The organism is Xanthomonas sp. NCPPB 1067 (assembly GCF_020783795.1).
GTDB classification, from domain to species: Bacteria; Pseudomonadota; Gammaproteobacteria; order Xanthomonadales; family Xanthomonadaceae; genus Xanthomonas; species Xanthomonas melonis.
Genome location: NZ_JAJGQG010000019.1, coordinates 1 through 17369 on the forward strand (window position 1 = coordinate 1; position 17369 = coordinate 17369).

The 17369-nt window shown below is 61.6% G+C and carries 15 protein-coding genes; 11 read left to right on the forward strand and 4 right to left on the reverse strand.

The features are described from left to right. Window positions 1-305 precede the first annotated feature (305 nt). Window positions 306-2438, reverse strand: a complete 2133-nt coding sequence (gene glgX / locus LL962_RS14290) for a glycogen debranching protein GlgX (protein ID WP_228317391.1) — start codon at window positions 2436-2438, stop codon at window positions 306-308. A gap of 481 nt (window positions 2439-2919) precedes the next feature. Here glgX and rimK point away from each other — a divergent pair, with 481 nt between their 5' ends. From rimK to LL962_RS14310, 4 genes are all read left to right on the forward strand, one after another. Further along, window positions 2920-3795, forward strand: coding sequence for a 30S ribosomal protein S6--L-glutamate ligase (gene rimK / locus LL962_RS14295; RefSeq protein ID WP_104586662.1), 876 nt, complete (start codon window positions 2920-2922; stop codon window positions 3793-3795). 220 nt (window positions 3796-4015) lie between these two features. Further along, window positions 4016-4480, forward strand: coding sequence for a hypothetical protein (locus tag LL962_RS14300; protein ID WP_228317392.1), 465 nt, complete (start codon window positions 4016-4018; stop codon window positions 4478-4480). Between the two features lie 18 nt (window positions 4481-4498). After that, window positions 4499-5176: a response regulator transcription factor gene (locus tag LL962_RS14305; RefSeq protein ID WP_003490678.1), complete on the forward strand. Its 678-nt coding sequence runs from the start codon at window positions 4499-4501 to the stop codon at window positions 5174-5176. After that, the gene (locus LL962_RS14310) at window positions 5169-6503 is read left to right on the forward strand and encodes a sensor histidine kinase (RefSeq protein ID WP_228317393.1); all 1335 of its coding nucleotides are present in this window, start codon (window positions 5169-5171) and stop codon (window positions 6501-6503) included. Before LL962_RS14305 ends, LL962_RS14310 begins: the two co-directional genes overlap by 8 nt. Before the next feature lie 69 nt (window positions 6504-6572). On the opposite strand, the gene coaE is transcribed toward LL962_RS14310, so the two are convergent. From coaE to LL962_RS14325, 3 genes are read right to left on the reverse strand one after another with little or no spacing between them, the layout of a single operon-like run. Continuing rightward, a complete protein-coding gene (coaE, locus tag LL962_RS14315) occupies window positions 6573-7178 on the reverse strand; it encodes a dephospho-CoA kinase (protein WP_104586661.1) in 606 nt (201 codons plus the stop codon). A 13-nt stretch (window positions 7179-7191) separates the two neighbouring features. Continuing rightward, window positions 7192-8055, reverse strand: a complete 864-nt coding sequence (locus tag LL962_RS14320; protein WP_104586660.1) for a prepilin peptidase — start codon at window positions 8053-8055, stop codon at window positions 7192-7194. A 6-nt stretch (window positions 8056-8061) separates the two neighbouring features. After that, on the reverse strand, window positions 8062-9321 hold the full coding sequence (locus LL962_RS14325; protein ID WP_228317394.1) for a type II secretion system F family protein: 1260 nt from the start codon (window positions 9319-9321) through the stop codon (window positions 8062-8064). A gap of 352 nt (window positions 9322-9673) precedes the next feature. On the opposite strand from LL962_RS14325, the gene LL962_RS14330 reads away from it, so the two are divergent. The 7 genes from LL962_RS14330 to LL962_RS14360 all read left to right on the forward strand — a co-directional run bounded on the left by LL962_RS14330 (window position 9674) and on the right by LL962_RS14360 (window position 17244). Next, entirely contained in the window at window positions 9674-10081 is a 408-nt protein-coding gene (locus tag LL962_RS14330; protein WP_228317395.1) for a pilin, read from the forward strand. Window positions 10082-10164: 83 nt separating this feature from the next. Next, window positions 10165-12066 (forward strand): hypothetical protein, encoded by a 1902-nt coding sequence (locus LL962_RS14335; protein WP_228317396.1) that lies wholly within the window; start codon window positions 10165-10167, stop codon window positions 12064-12066. 2 nt (window positions 12067-12068) lie between these two features. Then, entirely contained in the window at window positions 12069-12539 is a 471-nt protein-coding gene (locus LL962_RS14340) for a GtrA family protein (RefSeq protein WP_228317397.1), read from the forward strand. Further along, the gene (locus LL962_RS14345; protein WP_228317398.1) at window positions 12532-14076 is read left to right on the forward strand and encodes an NAD(P)/FAD-dependent oxidoreductase; all 1545 of its coding nucleotides are present in this window, start codon (window positions 12532-12534) and stop codon (window positions 14074-14076) included. Before LL962_RS14340 ends, LL962_RS14345 begins: the two co-directional genes overlap by 8 nt. An 88-nt stretch (window positions 14077-14164) precedes the next feature. Beyond that, window positions 14165-15142, forward strand: a complete 978-nt coding sequence (gene galE / locus LL962_RS14350) for a UDP-glucose 4-epimerase GalE (protein ID WP_228317399.1) — start codon at window positions 14165-14167, stop codon at window positions 15140-15142. Between the two features lie 116 nt (window positions 15143-15258). Further along, window positions 15259-16995 (forward strand): type IV-A pilus assembly ATPase PilB, encoded by a 1737-nt coding sequence (gene pilB / locus LL962_RS14355; RefSeq protein WP_228317434.1) that lies wholly within the window; start codon window positions 15259-15261, stop codon window positions 16993-16995. A 129-nt stretch (window positions 16996-17124) separates the two neighbouring features. Then, complete coding sequence (locus LL962_RS14360) at window positions 17125-17244, forward strand: hypothetical protein (RefSeq protein WP_029220459.1); 120 nt, start codon at window positions 17125-17127, stop codon at window positions 17242-17244. Window positions 17245-17369: the final 125 nt, after the last annotated feature.

The following is a 17369-nucleotide window of genomic DNA, read 5'->3' on the forward strand; positions in this document are numbered from 1 at the left end:
CAGCCAACGCCTCTCACAGCCAACGCCTCTCACAGCCAACGCCTCTCACAGCCAACGCCTCTCACAGCCAACGCCTCCCGCAACACGGCCAGTCGGCCTGCAGCGGGCACCGTGTGGAGTGCGCTCTGTAGATCGAACGTCGCGATGATGCGGCTGCGGCCGGCAACGATGTCGCGTAACGATGGCGCGCCATCGCACCCTTCGACGGCCCGGATCCTTGACCGACACCTCGCCACATCGGTGCCGCGCGTGCAGCGGTCTCGCCGCTCGCCTTGTCGACGAACGGCGAGCCCCTCCGCGTCAGGTCATTGGTCGCTCTTGCATTCGAACACCGACACGCTGCGCGGCGGCGCCAGGAACTCGCTCGCGCCGGCCGGCATCATGTCCACTTCCAGCACTTCGTCGGTAGAGAGCACCAGCTTCCAATGCACCGGCTCGTCGGTCGCGGGCAGGGTGAAGCTCACACCCTCGTGGTAGGCGTTGATCACGATCAGCAGGGTGGCATCGTTGGCAAGCTCCTTGACGCCGGAAGTCTGCGCCTTGCCTTCCAGCAGCAGACCCACCGAGCGCGCACCGGCGTCGGTCCAATGCGCATCGTCCATCTCGCTGCCGCCCGGGTTGAGCCAGGTGAGGTCGCGCACTCCGGCTTCCTCGTTGTACTGACCGTTGAGGAAGCGTCCACGCGACAGGATCGGGTAGCGCTTGCGCAGGTGCGTCAGCGCCTTGACGAAGCCGGTCAGGCGTCCGTCGGTGGGGTCGTTCTCCCAGTCCAGCCAGGTGATCTCGTTGTCCTGGCAATAGGTGTTGTTGTTGCCTCCCTGCGTCTGCGCGCGCTCGTCGCCGGCCAGCAGCATCGGTGTTCCCTGCGCCAGGAACAAGGTGGCAAGCAGGTTCTTCATCTGCCGCTCGCGGATCTGCAGGATCTGGGCATCGTCGGTCTCGCCTTCGGCGCCGTAATTGCACGATCCGTCATTGGACGAGCCGTCGCGGTTGTCCTCGCCATTGTCGATGTTGTGCTTTTCGTTGTAGCTGACCAGATCGCGCAGGGTGAACCCATCGTGCGCGGTAATGAAATTCACCGACGCCCACGGCCTGCGGCCGCGTCGATCGAACAGGTCCGCAGAGCCGGTGAAACGGGTGGCGAATTCGGCGAGCTTGCCGTCCTCGCCCTTCCAGAACTCGCGCGCATTGTCGCGAAACTTGTCGTTCCACTCCGACCAGCCCGGTGGGAAGTGACCCACCTGGTAACCGCCAGGGCCGCAATCCCACGGCTCGGCGATCAGCTTCACTTCCGACAGCAACGGGTCCTGGTTGCAGGCATCCAGGAAGCCGCCGCGTTGATCGAACCCGCTCGGCTCGCGGCCGAGAATCGTCGCCAGATCGAAGCGGAAGCCGTCTACATGCATTTCGCCCGCCCAGTAGCGCAGCGAATCGTTGACGAATTGGATCACCCGCGAGTTGCTCAGGTTGAGCGTATTGCCCGTGCCGGTGTCGTTGATGTAATAGCGCTTGTCCTCGGCCAGACGATAGTAGCTGGCATTGTCGATACCCTTGAACGAGAGCGTGGGCCCAAGCTCGCTGCCTTCGGCGGTGTGGTTGTAGACCACGTCCAGGATCACCTCCAGTCCCTGCTTGTGCATGGCCTTGACCATGTCGCGGAACTCATCGCGGTGGCCGCTGGAGAGATAGCGCGACTTCAATGCGAAGAAGCCGAGGGTGTTGTAGCCCCAATAATTGCGCAGGCCCTTGTCCAGCAGGTGTTGATCGTCCAGGTACGCGTGCACCGGCAGCAACTCCACTGCGGTGACGCCCAGGTCCTTGATGTATTGCAACACCTGCGGCTGCGCCAGGCCGGCGCAGGTGCCGCGGAGCGCTTCGGGCACCTGCGGGTTGCGCATGGTGTAGCCGCGCACATGGGTTTCATACACCACCGTCTCGTTCCATGGCTTGAGCAGGCGCGCATCGTCCTCCCAGTCGTAGGTGTCTTCGACCACGACGCACTTGGGCATGAAGGGTGCGCTGTCGCGCTCGTCGAAACTCAGATCGCCGTCAGGGTGGCCCACCGTGTAGCCGTAGAGTTCGTCAGCCCAGATCAGGTCGCCTTCGAGCTCGCGTGCATAGGGATCCAGCAGCAGCTTGTTGTGATTGAAGCGGTGCCCCTCGGTCGGTGCGTAAGGACCGTGTACGCGGTAACCATAACGCTGCCCCGGTTTGACGTCCGGCAGATAGCCATGCCAGATCTCGTTGGTGTATTCGGGCAGGTCGACACGCGTTTCGTTGCCCTGTTCGTCGAACAGGCACAGCTCCACACGCGTGGCATGCGCGGAAAACAGGGCGAAATTGGTGCCCTTGCCATCGAAGACGGCGCCGCGCGGAAACGGACGCCCCTGACGGATGCGGGAGGGGTTGGCATAGGCCGCGCTTGCTGGACGTCGCATGGATGGGTCTCGGGTGGGCCGGCATGCCGGCATTGAGGGGGCTCAAGCATTGCGGTACCAGGCGTGCAAGACGCGTCACGGCGATCGCGGTGCGGCGTGAGGGCGACGGGGATGTGCAGCTCGCGTCGGCGTAGGCGTCTATGTTGCGAGCGGAGGGCCTTGCGCGCGACACGCGTTGTGGACCGTGCATGCCGGGCAGTGCCAATGGCTGGCATGCGTTAGCGGGCGACCATCGCCGGCTTGGCGCTTGAGCGCGGCGCGCACGCCCTGCTAGCATCCAGGCGGCCGTGGCTGCGCAGCGTTCGTGGTTGCAACAGGCCCTGGCGCCATCGCTTCCACATTCTCGGGGCCGTCGCACAGCAGTCCGATCGTCGCGCGCAGGGAGCTGGCCTGCATGCGATCTGGACGGCACACGTACGGGCTTGGGTCACTCCGTCACCAGACTCCGACCATGTCCAGGCCGCGCCGTACTCCCACTGCGATGAAGATCGCCATTCTTTCCCGCAACAGCAAACTGTATTCGACCCGCCGGCTGATCGAAGCCGGGCGCAAGCGTGGGCATACGGTGCGCATCCTGGATCCGCTGCGCTGCTATATGCGGATTGCCGCCGACGGTTTCAGCCTGCACTACAAGGGCAAGCCGATCACCGGCTTCGACGCGGTGATCCCGCGCATCGGTGCCTCGGTCACCCGCTATGGCACGGCAGTGTTGCGCCAGCTCGAGTTCATGGGCACCTATACGCCGAACCCTTCCGACGCCATCCTGCGTTCGCGCGACAAGTTGCGCGCACACCAGCTGCTGGCCGCGCAGGGCATCGACATGCCCGTCACCGTGTTCGGCGACAACCCCGACGACACCCAGGATCTGCTCTCCATGCTCGGCCCGCCGCCGCATGTGGTGAAGTTGAACGAGGGCGCGCAGGGTGCCGGCGTGATCCTGACCGAAAAAGCCAGCGCCTCGCGCGGGGTGGTCGAGGCGCTGCGCGGGCTGTACGCCAACTTCATCGTGCAGGAATTCATCGGCGAGGCAGAGGGGGCGGACCTGCGCTGTTTCGTGGTCGGCGACCGCGTTGTCGCCGCCATGCGCCGCCAGGCCGCCGAAGGCGACTTTCGTTCCAACCTGCATCTGGGCGGCAGCGCCGCCATGGCCGAGGCCAGCGCGCAGGAACAGGAAGTGGCGGTCCGTTCGGCGCGCGCGCTCGGCCTGGCGGTGGCGGGCGTGGACCTGATCCGCTCCAGCCGTGGACCACTGGTCCTGGAAGTCAACTCGACTCCGGGGCTGGAAGGGGTCGAGGGCGTCTGTGGCGTGGATGTCGCCACCCATATCGTGGAGCATCTGGAGCAGGCCACCCGCTGATCGGCCGGCTGCATGCTTTACCGAAAAATTAACAAAAAAATAATCTCTGGACCGCTAGCCTCTGCCGACCGTAGCTCCGCTCTCGGCAGTGACGGTGATCGGGAAGAACGTTTGGCCCGGGTGTCCCACAGGCGCCCGGGCCTTTTTGTGACGGCTTGTTGGTTGCCGTGTTCAGGTCTACATTTCAGCAATCGTCGGGTATGGAACGCAAAGGGAAATCATGAAGGGGCCTCTGCTGCTGCTGTTCCTGGCGTTGCCGGCCTTTGCCGCCACCAAGACCATGGTGGATCTCAAGGCCAAGCGGCCGTTCGCCGAGCAGGCCGAACAGGTGCGCCGCGACCTGAACTCGGGCGACACCTATGCCGAGATCGGGCCCGAGGACCGCGCCAAGGTGCTGGCTGCCCTGGAGCGCATGCAGGCCACGCTGCAGGCCAGCCCCGACCCTGCGCAACTCACGCCGGAGTCAAGCGTCGCAGTGTTCAATGATCAGGAAGTGGTCAATGCGCTGTTGACCAAGGCTGGCGAAGACAGTCGGATGGTCTGTCAACGCGTTCGCGCAGTGGGCTCGCATCTCTCCACCACGCAATGCATGACGGCTGCCGAGCGGCGCCGGCTGCGAGACGGCGACAAAGACGAATTGACGCGGCTGCAACGCCAGAACGTGCGAATGCAGTCGGGTAACTGACTCAACAACGAGGTTCCAGTGCGAATTCTAGTAATCGAAGACAATAGCGACATTGCCGCCAACCTGGGGGATTACCTCGAAGACCGCGGCCATACGGTGGATTTCGCCGCCGATGGCGTCACTGGCCTGCACCTGGCGGTGGTGCACGAGTTCGACGCCATCGTGCTCGACCTCAACCTGCCCGGCATGGACGGCATCGAAGTCTGTCGCAAGCTGCGCAACGAAGCGCGCAAGCAAACGCCGGTGCTGATGCTCACCGCGCGCGACTCGCTGGACAACAAACTGGCCGGCTTCGACTCTGGTGCCGACGACTATCTGATCAAGCCGTTCGCCCTGCAGGAAGTGGAAGTACGCCTCAACGCGCTGTCGCGTCGCGGCAAGGGCGTGCACACCCGCGTGCTGGAAACCGGCGATCTGGAGTACAATCTGGACACGCTGGAAGTGCGCCGCCGTGGCAAGCTGCTGCAACTCAATCCCACTGCGCTGAAGATCCTGCAGGCGCTGATGGAAGCCTCGCCCGCCGTGGTGACGCGCCAGGAGCTGGAAACCCGCGTGTGGGGCGAAGAGCTCCCCGATTCGGACTCGCTGCGCGTGCATATCCACGGCCTGCGCGCGGTGGTGGACAAGCCGTTCGATGTGCCGATGATCCAGACCCGCCACGGCATCGGCTACCGCATCGCTTCGCCCGATGCCTGAGAGTACCAACGGACCGCGGCCCGCCCGCCGGCGTGGCCGCTACCGGCGGCGACTGCGCAGCCGCATCATCCTGTCGTTCGTGTTGCTGGGCTTCTGCCTGACGACCCTGTTCGCCTTTGCCACCAACTGGGCGCGCTCGCGCGTGGAAAACCAGTTGGTCGAAGACGTGATGAACCGCAACATCGACGCGTTCGCGCAGCGGTTCTATTCCGATCCGATGCGCAACCCCGACCTGCCCGTGCAACAGATGCGCGGGCGCGTGGTCAAGAGCGACAAGTTCGAAGCGCTGCGCCTGGAGCAGCCGGAGTGGTACCAGTTCCCCGATGGCATCCACACCATTTCCGGCGTGGACGAAAACGGCAATGCGTACTCGTACAAACTGGCGGTGCGCAAGACGCCCAGCGAGTGGTTCTTCCTCGCCTACGACATGACCCAGACGCTCAAGGGCGAGATCCAGCTCAAGCGCACCTTGATGCTGTCGGTGCTGGTGTTCAGCGGGTTTTCACTGTTGATCGGCTGGTGGTCCGCCTCCAAGGTGATGCGCCCGGTGTCGGACCTGGCTGCGCGCCTGCGTGCCTACCGCGGCGGTACCAGCGAGCCCAAGCCGCTGGCCGCGCACTTCCCGGACGACGAGGTGGGCCAGCTCGCCGAAGCGCTGGACGACTATTCCGCGCGCCTGACCGAAGTGGTGCAGCGCGACCGCGAATTCAACGCCGACGTCAGCCACGAACTGCGCACGCCACTGGCGGTGATTCGCGGTGCCACCGAGTTGCTGCTGACCAAGCCCAATCTGGATGAGAAGGTGCTGCAACGGCTGCAGCGCATCCAGCGCGCCGAACAGCAATGCAGCGACCTGATCGGCTCGCTGCTGCTGCTCTCGCGCAACGAACGCGGGCAGGGCAGCAGCAATGTGGCCAAGGTGGCCGAACAACTGATCGACTCGCACCGCGCCCAACTCGGCGGAAAACCGCTGGAGCTGCTGCTGGAGGGCGGCCGCGACCTGGTGATCGACGCGCCCGAATCCGCCTTGTCGGTCGCGCTCGGCAACCTGATCGGCAACGCCGTCAAATACACCCAGGACGGCCAGGTGCGCGTGCGCGTGCTCGGCGATGCGGTGGAAGTCATCGACTCCGGCCCCGGCCTGAGCGAAGAAGACGCCGCCAAACTGTTCCAGCGCGGCTACCGCGGCACCCACGCCGGCCACTCGCAAGGCGGCGGCATCGGCCTGTCGATCGTGAGCCGGCTGTGCGACCTGTATGGCTGGCGCGTCAGTGTGCGCCCAGGCCAGGAGCGCGGCGTCATCGCGACACTGGCCTTTCATCGCTAGGTCGTCTTTGCGACCTGTCATGTTTTCCGCTCCCGTCGGTAGGGTGTGCGGAATTGCAGGAATGACGCGCTAATTCGTGCGCTGGCGATAACGCGCGTCGAGCTCGTGCGCCGCTCGAATCAGATGTGCCGGCTGGCCATCGTTGACCACGACGTCGTCCGCCAGCGCAAGACGCTGCTCGCGGGACGCCTGCGCAGCGATCATCTGATCCGCCAATTCCGGCGTGCTGCCATCGCGGCGCATTAGTCGTGCATGTTGCAGTTCGACTGGTGCATCGATCACCAGAACGCGATCCAACCAGGGATAGGCTGCGCGGCCACCCGCCTCGGTGAGCAAAGGGATCGCAACGATGGCATAAGGACCTTCAGCCGCCTGTGCCGCGCGCTGCAACTCTGCACGGATAGCCGGATGCGTAATTGCTTCGAGCGCTTTGCGTTGCGTCAGATCTGCGAAAACAATGTTGCGCAGGGCGGAGCGGTCCAGCGTGCCATCCGGCAGCAAGATGCCTGGTCCAAAGTAGTCGATGATGCAATCGAGAACAGGACCCGGCATGACGACGTGCCGCGCAACCGCATCGGCATCGATGACCGGTACACCCAGCTTCTCGAACTCGGCGGCAAGGGCGCTCTTGCCGGAGGCGATGCCACCCGTGAGGCCGACGATGAAGTCGCTCATCGCCGTGCCCCGGTCAGCGCAGGCCTGCGAACTGCAGGTAGCCGTTCACCAGATCGTTGCCCCAGAAGAACACCACCCAGCCGGCGATAGCCAGGTAGGGGCCGAACGGAATTGGAGTGGCGCGGTCGCGGCCCTTGGCGACCAGCCAGATCGAGCCCAGGATGGCGCCGACCAGCGAGGAGATCAGGATGATGGGCAGGATGCCTTTCAGCCCGCACCAGGCGCCGAGCGCGGCGAGCAGCTTGAAATCGCCATGGCCCATGCCTTCCTTGCCGGTGAGCTGCTTGAACAGCCACCACACCGTCCATAGCGACACATAGCCAACCGCCGCGCCGAGCAGGGCCGGCTTGGCCGGCATGTAGAGGTTGTCCATCGAGCCGACCAGGCCCAGCCACATCAGCGGCAAGGTCAACTGGTCCGGCAACAGCTTGTGGCGCAGGTCGATGCCCGACATCGCCACCAGGAAGCAGCTCAGCACGATCGCGCCAAAGCCCTGCCAGCCGAAGCCGAAACGCCAGACGCTGGCCACGCACAGGAAGGCCGTCAGCAACTCCACCAGCGGATACTGGATGGAGATCGGCTGGCCGCTGTAGCGCGACTTGCCGCGCAGCATCACCCAGCTCAGGACCGGAATGTTCTCCCACCACTTGAGCTTGTCGCCTGTCACCGGGTCGTGCGAGGGCTCCACCACGATCCCCGGCGGCGGCGGCTCATAGATGTCCGGCAGCTCCAGGATCTCGCGCGCATCGCGCCGCCACTGCCACTCCATGCGCTTGGGCAAGCGCAGGATCACCACGTTCAGGAAGCTGCCGATCAGCAGTCCCAGTCCGGCCGCGGCAGGAAAGCCGAGACCGGGATGCTGGTCAAGAAATGCCATTACGTCTTATCCAACCACTGCGCCGAGTTTGAAGATCGGAAGATACATGCCGATGACCATGCCGCCTACGATGGTGCCGATGAACACCATGATCAGCGGCTCCAGTAGGCTGCTTAGCGCGTCCACGGCGTTGTTGACTTCCTGCTCGAAGTAGTCTGCCACCTTGAAAAGCATGGTATCCAGGGCGCCTGCTTCTTCGCCGATCGCCGTCATTTGTACCACCATGTGCGGAAACAGATTCACTTGTTTCATCGCCATGTTGACCGGGTAGCCGACAGACACATCGTCCCGCATCCTGAGAACGGCCTCCTCGTACACCTTGTTGCCAGTAGCGCCAGCTACGATCCCAAGTGCCTCCACTAGTGGGACGCCTGCCTTGAATGTCACTGCAGTCGTCCGTGCAAAACGTGCAATCGCACTGTTGTGCATGATCTGTCCAATTACCGGCACCTTGAGGATCAATCGATCGAGCCCATGCTGCATGCGTGGAGAGCGCTTATAGGCAAAAATGAAGCCAACGATGGATCCAACCGCCACCACTAACATCAACCACCAATAGCTGACCATGAAGCGCGAGGCGTTGACGAGGAGCTGAGTGAATGCCGGTAATTCGGCGCCAAAGTTCTTAAATACTTCTTCGAACTGAGGCACCACGAAGATGAGTAGAATCGCACTCACGATGATTGCCACGGCAACCACCATGGCAGGGTAGAACATTGCCTTTTTGATCTTGCCTTTGAGGGCTTCAATGTTTTCTTTGTAGGTAGCGACCGTGTCGAGCACTGTCTCCAGTACGCCAGCGCCTTCACCCGCGCGGACAAGGTTGCGGTAGAGTTCGTCAAAATGAACGGGATGTTTGCTGATGGACTCGTAGAGCGAGGATCCACCCTCGATGTCTGTCCTGATCTGGCCGATCATTTTTTTCATGCGTGGGTTCTTGTGTCCCTCGCCAATGATCTCCAGAGAACTGACGATGGGCACGCCCGACTTCATCATCGTCGCCATCTGGCGGCTAAAGAACGCGATGTCTTTTGGGGTAATTTTTTTACCCGCCGCTCCGAACAGAGGCTTCGGCTTTTGCTTCACCATGCTGGGCACAATGCCCTGGCGGCGCAGCTCTGCTCGCAACATATTGGCGTTACGGGCTGTCTGCTCTCCCTTCATCTTCACGCCACGCTTGTCAGCCCCTTCCCAAACGAAGGTCTGCAGCATGCTTGTGTTCCGGTCGACCGATTGCTTCTTGATGGCGCTACGCGCGACTGACATGTTGGGCTCCCCAGATCCAGCCATCCCCAGGCCGGAGTACGCAGTGATGGTAGCGTGTTTGCCAGGCAAGGGCATCATATCGGTCGATGGACCTGCGACGTCTTGAGAAGTGACCGCTCTTAGTCGGAATCTGACCTTGCGCGTCACATGGTCACCCCGGTCGCACTTGAAGACAGAGGAGCTTTCATTTGCCGAGATGCCTGGCATCATTGCCCCGGGGAGAAGACGCGAACGGGGACTGCTGATTGGCACGTAATCTGCATGTACCGATTTGCACACGCGCCCTGCTCGGGTGCACCAAGTGCCCGGGCCGGAGATTTCGGTAAACTCACAACCTCTAGGGGATGCATCCATGAAGAAGCAGCAAGGCTTTACACTTATCGAACTGATGATCGTTGTCGCGATCATTGCCATTCTGGCGGCCATTGCTCTGCCCGCTTACCAAGATTATCTGGTCAAGTCACGCGTGTCGGAAGTGGTGCTAGCTGCTTCGTCGGCCCGTACCACTGTTTCTGAAGCCGCTGCTTCGGATACTGCGACAACCATGCCGGCGAGCGCGGCCATTGAGACCCAGTCGTCCAAATATGTGTCGAGCGTCACCTACGCCAACGGCGTGATCACCGCAACTGCCAAGGATCTGGGCGGTAGCACCCCCACAGGAACGATCACCCTCACAGGCACCAAGACCGCTAACGGTCAGGTCAATTGGGTTTGCAGCGGCACGATTGATCGGAAGTACCGCCCGTCTACCTGCCAGTAACTCGGCAGGCGTGATGCGCCGAGCTTTGTAATCGAGCCCCGCGTCTGCGGGGCTCGCTTTTTCTGAATATATGGACCCGGTACATGCTGACGTTGCGCAGGATCGCGCCCTGGTGCTTTGCGCTGGCGTTGATCCTCTACATCAGGCCCTACACCGGCATTCGCCACGACGCGACGCTCTATCTGGCGCAAGCCTTGCGCTTGATCTCGCCAGATATCTTTAACCGTGACCTGTTCTTCGTCGCGGGCAGCCAAGCCAGCTTTACCCTGTTCCCTCAGTTGCTGGCGCTAGTACTGGCTCACGTAGAGCCTGGTAAGGCCTTCTTGGCGCTGACCTTTGCCAGTCGCTTGCTTTTCTACGCGGCCAGCGCCTGGTGCGTGCATGTGCTGTTCCCGGCACGATGGCGCTGGCCCGCCCTGCTGGCGTTGATCATTGTGCCTACCGGCTATGGCGCATTCAGTATGTTTTCGTATGCGGAGCCTTTCCTGACGGCGCGACCTGTTGCCGAGGCTCTATCCCTGCTGGCCATTGCGGCGTTGGCGCGTGATCGGATGGCCTGGGCAGTAGTCTTGTTCGCTGCTGCGGGGCTGCTACATCCGTTGCAGGCCATCGTCGCTGTGCTGCTGGCTTGGTGTTGGCTCGTTTTGGGTGACCGCCGTTGGCTATGGTCATTGCTGCTGGTGGCGCCTATCTTCGTCCTTGCAGCATTGAAGGTGGGTCCCCTGGCGGGCCTGTTGCTGGTGATGGACACGCAATGGCGCCGCATGATTGATGGAGTGGGCGACCAGGTGTTTCTGGGCGCCTGGACGCCGCGTGACTGGTGCATCGTACTGGCAGATGTCTATCTTCTAAGCCTGCTGGCCCAGCGGGGTGGTCCCAGCGCGGTGTTGGGTCGGTTGGCCAAGGCAGCCCTGCTCGCCACCGTGCTCGGCCTTAGCCTGAGTTTCCTGCTGGCTGATGTCTTGAGGCTGGTCTTGCCCATCGGTCTGCAGTTGTGGCGCGTGCTGTGGATAGTGCACTGGTTGGCTGCGGCGTCGATTCCGTTCGTGATCTGGGATCAGTGGGAGCGTGGGGAGCGCTACTGGATTGCTCCCTTGCTGGTGGTCTCTATTGCGGTAATCGGCGCCAGCGTGCCGCGTAGCACTTTGCCGTGGGCGGTGCTGGGGCTGATCCCGCTGCACATGGTTTGGCCGTATGTGGCTGATCGGGTGAGTCCCCCCATTCACCGCCTGCTGCTGGCAGGATTGAGCATCGCGATGGTTATAGCCGCCGCGCGCTACCAGTTGCAGATATGGGCCGTGTACGAAATGGCCGGGCGCAATCCGGAAGTGGTTCGCCAGGACGTGATGATCTTCGCTTACCCGCTGATCAGCGGCGGGCTGGTCGCGTTGGCCGTCTGGGGTTACCGCAGCAGTAGGCCGAAGGGGCAAGCTCTGATGGGTGTGCTGTCCTTAGTTGCCTTGGCGGGCGCGCTGAGCGTCTGGGACTCACGTAGTCCGTGGACCCGCGTCCAAGAGTCAGCCGATGGCACGGCGGTGTTCAGCGAAGATATTCCGCGTGACGCCAGCGTTTTCTGGTTTGCCAGCGAAGCCTCTCCGCGTGCGGCATGGCTGGTACTCCGACGTGCCAATTACTACAGCCCGCAGCAGTTGTCCGGGCAGATGTTCAACCGGCAGACGGCACTACTGGGCAGACAGTTGAGCGCCCAAGTGGAACCAGTGACGCTGCAGTCCGAGATCTGCGAGGTGATGGCGAACGTGCAGGTGGGCGCCGAACCTTGCAGGATCAGCGAGTCGGGTCTGGAACATATGTGTACGCGCCACGGTGATCTGGTGCCGCCAAATTACTTCGTGTTGCCGTTCGACCAGGAAAAGCACGTGCGGAGCAAATGGCAGGTGCGTCATCCGCGAACAGGCGAAGTGATTACTACCGAGTATCTTTACAAGTGCTCAGACTGGGTGCGGCCGCTTACGGGGGGCGCATAGGAATGAACGAACCATCTGCAGTGGACGTCGCTGCACTCTCCACGGCCCGGCGCCGCTCGGCCCTGGAAGGTTGGGGCTATCTGCTGGCGTCGTTCGTGGCGTTGCTGCTTGATCTGGGTACTTTTAGCTTGCTCACCCGATGGGGTTGGGGCTGGTACGGTGCTGCCACCGCTGGCTTCTTGGTAGGCAGCGTCGTGGCCTACTTCATCAGCGTGCGCTGGGTGTTCGCCGCGCGCAGCCTTCATTCGCGCCCGGCAGAATTGGTAACCTTCGTGTTGATCGGTTGCGTCGGCTTGCTGGTGGTTCAGGGGATAATGTGGCTGGGCATCGAATGGCTTGGTATGCCGGGGAGCATTGCCAGGCTGATTGCGGTGGGTTTTTCATTCACCTCCAACTTTGTACTGCGGAAATTGATTCTGTTCCGGCCGCGCGCGCGTGGCTGGTCCATTGGGGAAGGGAAGCAACATGAGTAAGCATGTAGTGATCATTGGTGCCGGGCCCGCAGGGCTCACGGCAGCGCTAGAGCTGGTGGGACAGCCGGGCGTGCAGGTAACGGTGCTGGAGGCCGATGACTGTGTCGGCGGAATTTCGCGCACGGTCAACCACAACGGCAACCGCATCGACATCGGCGGACATCGTTTCTTCTCTAAATCAGACTGGGTGATGCAGTGGTGGACCAATCTGATGCCCATTGAACATTCTGGTGATGTTCCTTTGAATCTGCGTTACCAGGGGCAGGCGCGCGATGGCCTGCCGGCCGGTGCCGCCGTGACCGATGGAGCCCAGCCAGCTGCCATGCTGGTACGCAACCGCCTGTCACGGATCTACTTCAACCGAAGACTCTTCTCGTATCCGTTGAAGTTGGACGTGGACAGCTTTCGCAAGCTGGGCGTGGCCAAGTCCTTGCTGTTTGGTTTCAGCTATCTGCGTGCGCAGGTCAGCAAGATCGAGCCGGAGGTGAGCCTTGAGGATTTCCTGATCAACCGCTTTGGCCAGCGCCTGTACGGGCAGTTCTTCAAGGAGTACACCGAGAAAGTATGGGGTGTGCCTTGCAATCAGATAAGTGCCGAATGGGGCGCGCAGCGCATCAAGAGCTTGTCGGTCACCAAGGCGGTAGTGCATGCACTAAGGGGCATGCTGGGCCTGAATGAAAAGGTGGCGCAAACTTCGCTCATTGAGAATTTCCTGTACCCCAAGCATGGACCTGGTGAGATGTGGGAGACTGCGGCGCAGCTCTTCCAAGCGCGTGGTGGCACCCTGCTGATGAAGCACAAGGCTGTAGGCCTTGCTGTGGATGCAGGGCAAGTACATAACGTGACCGTACAGAACGAGGCGGGCGAGGTCTTCAAATTGGACTGCAGCCACGTGGTGTCGACGATGCCGATGCGTGACTTGGTGGCCGCCTCGCGGCAGAGCTGGGGCGAGGACATTGTGGCCATTGCCGACAACTTGCAGTACCGCGACTTCATCACCGTTGGCCTGCTTTATCGGGCCAGCGAGTTGCCACGTACGTTGGGTGATAACTGGATATATATCCAGGAGCCGGGCGTGAACGTGGGACGTGTCCAGATTTTCAACAACTGGAGCCCGCACATGGTCAAGGACGCGTCCATGGTGTGGATGGGGCTAGAATTCTTCTGTCGCGAAACCGACGAGCTCTGGACGATGTCCGATGTCGATCTGCAGGAGTTGGCGCAGCGCGAGATGCTGCAGATCGGGCTGGTTTCTGCGGCAGCTGCGCAGGACGCGGTGGTGATTCGTGTGCCTAAGGCCTACCCAGGCTATTTCGGCGAATCATATGCGCGCTTCGAGCAGTTGCGTACGGCGTTGGACGCGGTGCCCAACCTATTCCTTGTGGGACGCAATGGCATGCACCGCTATAACAATCAGGACCATTCGATGCTGACGGCCAAGGAAGCTGCCGAGCAAATTCTGACCGGTAATGTGGATAAGAACCGCCTGTGGTCAATCAATGTGGACGATGAGTACCACGAAGAAGCCAAAGCTTGAGCACAGGTCAGTTCTGGGGCGTTCCGTTTCGAGTGCTTGGTAAATAGGGGCGGTCTTTGTGATGATCATTGGGCGTGGGGTGGAATAAATGTGGAACATCCTTGTCTGTGGGGGGGCGGGATATATCGGCAGCCATATGTCGCAGTGGCTGGCGGAGCAAGGGCACGCGGTCACTGTGTTGGACAATTTGTCTACCGGCCACCGCCAAGCAGTCAAATGGGGCGAGTTCATCCAAGCCGACCTGTTGGATGAAGCGGCGCTAACGCGTGCGTTTAATATGCGTCGTTACGACGTGGTAATGCATTTTGCTGCGACCTCGCTGGTAGCCGAATCTGTGGGTAACCCGTTTCCCACTTATCAGAACAACGTCGTCGGCGCGCTGAATCTTCTGACGCAGATGCGTCGGCGCGGAGTAGAAAAAATGGTGTTTTCTTCGACTGCGGCAGTGTTCGGACAATCTCAAGTTGCGCTGATCGATGAGTACCAGCCGATGCAGCCGATCACACCCTATGGCGCTAGCAAGTTGATGGTCGAGCGTATTCTCGCTGACGCGTGGGCTGCCTATGGTCTATCTTCAGTAGTTCTTCGTTACTTTAATGCTGCAGGAGCTCTTGCTGAGCATGGCATTGGTGAGGCGCACGCAAGAGAAACCCACCTTATTCCAAATGCCCTAAGGGCTGCGTTTGGACAGGCGCCACCACTGAAGGTATTCGGGGCGGACTATCCTACTTCCGACGGAACCTGCATTCGCGATTATGTACATGTTCAGGATCTTGCTAAAGCACACGCGCTTGCGGTTTCTCTTCTTGAACGTAGTCCCGGAGCGCATGATTTCAATCTCGGGGGCGAACAGGGGTATTCGGTCATGGATATCGTGGCTTCGGCTGAACAGGTGGTAGGGCGACCCGTTCCGTTTGAATTGGTTGGGAGGCGACCCGGTGACCCGGCGCGACTGGTTGCTTCCAGTGCAAAGGCGCGGCAAATTTTGGGCTGGGAAAGAAGCTGGCAAGATATGCTCGAAATCATTGAAAGCGCTTGGCGCTGGCATCGTGCACAGCCATTCTGACAGCGTTAGAGTGTCACCAAAGTGTGGATTTACGTGGGCGGTTTGGCCAAGACTTTGCTTGTAGGCAGAAGCCGGCTGCCGCGTGTGGCGGGATGTCGGATCAACAGAGGACTCGTATGAACGCCGTCAGTACTGCCAACCTTGTCGGAATCACTGGTCTAGCGCGCCGCTTGGTCCAAGATGGAGCGCTGGACGAAGCCGTCGCTCGCGACGCGATGGAGAAAGCGGCTTCAGCCAAGCTGCCGCTCCCCATCTGGCTTGCCCAGAACAAAGTTGTAGGCGCGGCACAGTTAGCCGCAGCCAACGCGGTTGAGTTCGGTATGCCTTTGCTCGACGTATCAGCATTCGACGCCAGCCAGAGTGCCGTCAAGCTGGTCAGCGAGGAGTTGCTCCAGAAGCACCAGGTGTTGCCGCTGTTCAAGCGCGGCAACCGGTTGTTCGTGGGGGTGAGCAACCCGACCCAGACCCGGGCACTGGATGACATCAAGTTCCATACGAACCTGGTGGTCGAGCCTATCCTGGTCGACGAGGACCAGATTCGTCGTACCCTAGAGCAATGGCAGGCCAGTAATGCCTCGCTAGGCGCTTCTCTCGGGGATGATGATGAGGGCATGGGCGACCTGGACGTGTCGGCCGGGGACGAGGACATGGGCGCCGGCGGGGATGCCGGGGTCGATGCCAAGGGCGACGACACGCCTGTGGTGAAGTTCGTCAACAAGGTGCTGGTGGATGCGATCCGGCGGGGAGCCTCGGACATCCATTTCGAGCCCTATGAAGACGATTACCGGGTGCGGTTGCGGATCGATGGGCTGCTCAAGAATGTGGCCAAGGCGCCGGTGAAGCTGAATCAGCGCATCGCGGCTCGCTTGAAGGTGATGTCGCAGCTGGATATCGCGGAGAAGCGGGTGCCGCAGGACGGGCGCATCAAGCTCAACCTGTCCAAGACCAAGCAGATCGACTTCCGCGTCAGCACCTTGCCGACGCTGTTCGGCGAGAAGGTGGTGCTGCGTATCCTGGACGGCAGCGCGGCCAAGCTGGGCATCGACAAGCTGGGCTACGAGCCGGACCAGCAGAAGTTGTTCCTGGAGGCGATCCACAAGCCGTACGGGATGGTGCTGGTGACCGGGCCGACTGGTTCGGGCAAGACGGTGTCGTTGTATACGGCGCTGGGCATCCTCAACGACGAGACGCGCAACATCTCCACCGCCGAGGATCCGGTCGAAATCCGCTTGCCAGGCGTCAACCAGGTGCAGCAGAACAACAAGCGCGGCATGACCTTCGCCGCGGCCTTGCGCTCGTTCCTGCGCCAGGATCCGGACATCATCATGGTCGGCGAAATCCGCGACCTGGAGACGGCCGAGATCGCGATCAAGGCGGCGCAGACCGGCCACATGGTGCTGTCGACGCTGCATACCAACGACGCGCCGCAGACCATCGCGCGTCTGATGAACATGGGCATTGCGCCCTACAACATCACTTCGTCGGTGACGCTGGTGATCGCGCAGCGTCTGGCGCGGCGGTTGTGCAACAACTGCAAGCGCAAGTCGTCGCTGCCGGAGAATGCGTTGCTGGCCGAAGGATTTACGCCGGCGCAGATCGCCGCCGGGATCGAGCTGTACGAGGCGGTGGGCTGCGACGAGTGCACCGAGGGCTACAAGGGCCGTACCGGTATCTATCAGGTGATGCCGATGACCGACGAGATCGGTGCGATCGTGCTGGAAGGCGGCAATGCGATGCAGATCGCCGAAGCGGCGCAGAAGATCGGTATTCGCGATTTGCGCCAGTCGGCGTTGATGAAGGCTGCGCATGGGGTGACCAGCCTGGCGGAAATCAATCGGGTGACGAAGGACTAAGCGCCCTCATCCGCCCTTCGGGCACCTTCTCCCGCAGGCGGGAGAAGAAGGCGATACGCGATCTCCTGCAAGCGGGGAAAGAAAGTGGTAACGCGATCTTCTGCGGGCGGGAGAAGGTGCGGTGATGCGATGCAGATCGCCGAAGCGGCGCAGAAGATCGGTATTCGCGATTTGCGCCAGTCGGCGTTGATGAAGGCTGCGCATGGGGTGACCAGCCTGGCGGAAATCAATCGTGTGACGAAGGACTGAGCGCCCTCATCCGCCCTTCGGGCACCTTCTCCCGCAAGCGGGAGAAGAAGGCGATACGCGATCTCCCGCAAGCGGGAGAAGAAGGCGATACGCGATCTCCCGCAAGCGGGAGAGGGGAGTTCTGG

Coding starts and splice junctions, on each gene's coding strand:
- glgX (WP_228317391.1), bottom strand. CDS start 2,438: ATGCGACGTCCAGCAAGCGCGGCCTATGCCAACCCCTCCCGCATCCGT.
- rimK (WP_104586662.1), top strand. CDS start 2,920: ATGAAGATCGCCATTCTTTCCCGCAACAGCAAACTGTATTCGACCCGC.
- LL962_RS14300 (WP_228317392.1), top strand. CDS start 4,016: ATGAAGGGGCCTCTGCTGCTGCTGTTCCTGGCGTTGCCGGCCTTTGCC.
- LL962_RS14310 (WP_228317393.1), top strand. CDS start 5,169: ATGCCTGAGAGTACCAACGGACCGCGGCCCGCCCGCCGGCGTGGCCGC.
- coaE (WP_104586661.1), bottom strand. CDS start 7,178: ATGAGCGACTTCATCGTCGGCCTCACGGGTGGCATCGCCTCCGGCAAG.
- LL962_RS14320 (WP_104586660.1), bottom strand. CDS start 8,055: ATGGCATTTCTTGACCAGCATCCCGGTCTCGGCTTTCCTGCCGCGGCC.
- LL962_RS14325 (WP_228317394.1), bottom strand. CDS start 9,321: ATGTCAGTCGCGCGTAGCGCCATCAAGAAGCAATCGGTCGACCGGAAC.
- LL962_RS14330 (WP_228317395.1), top strand. CDS start 9,674: ATGAAGAAGCAGCAAGGCTTTACACTTATCGAACTGATGATCGTTGTC.
- LL962_RS14335 (WP_228317396.1), top strand. CDS start 10,165: ATGCTGACGTTGCGCAGGATCGCGCCCTGGTGCTTTGCGCTGGCGTTG.
- LL962_RS14340 (WP_228317397.1), top strand. CDS start 12,069: ATGAACGAACCATCTGCAGTGGACGTCGCTGCACTCTCCACGGCCCGG.
- LL962_RS14345 (WP_228317398.1), top strand. CDS start 12,532: ATGAGTAAGCATGTAGTGATCATTGGTGCCGGGCCCGCAGGGCTCACG.
- galE (WP_228317399.1), top strand. CDS start 14,165: ATGTGGAACATCCTTGTCTGTGGGGGGGCGGGATATATCGGCAGCCAT.
- pilB (WP_228317434.1), top strand. CDS start 15,259: ATGAACGCCGTCAGTACTGCCAACCTTGTCGGAATCACTGGTCTAGCG.
- LL962_RS14360 (WP_029220459.1), top strand. CDS start 17,125: ATGCAGATCGCCGAAGCGGCGCAGAAGATCGGTATTCGCGATTTGCGC.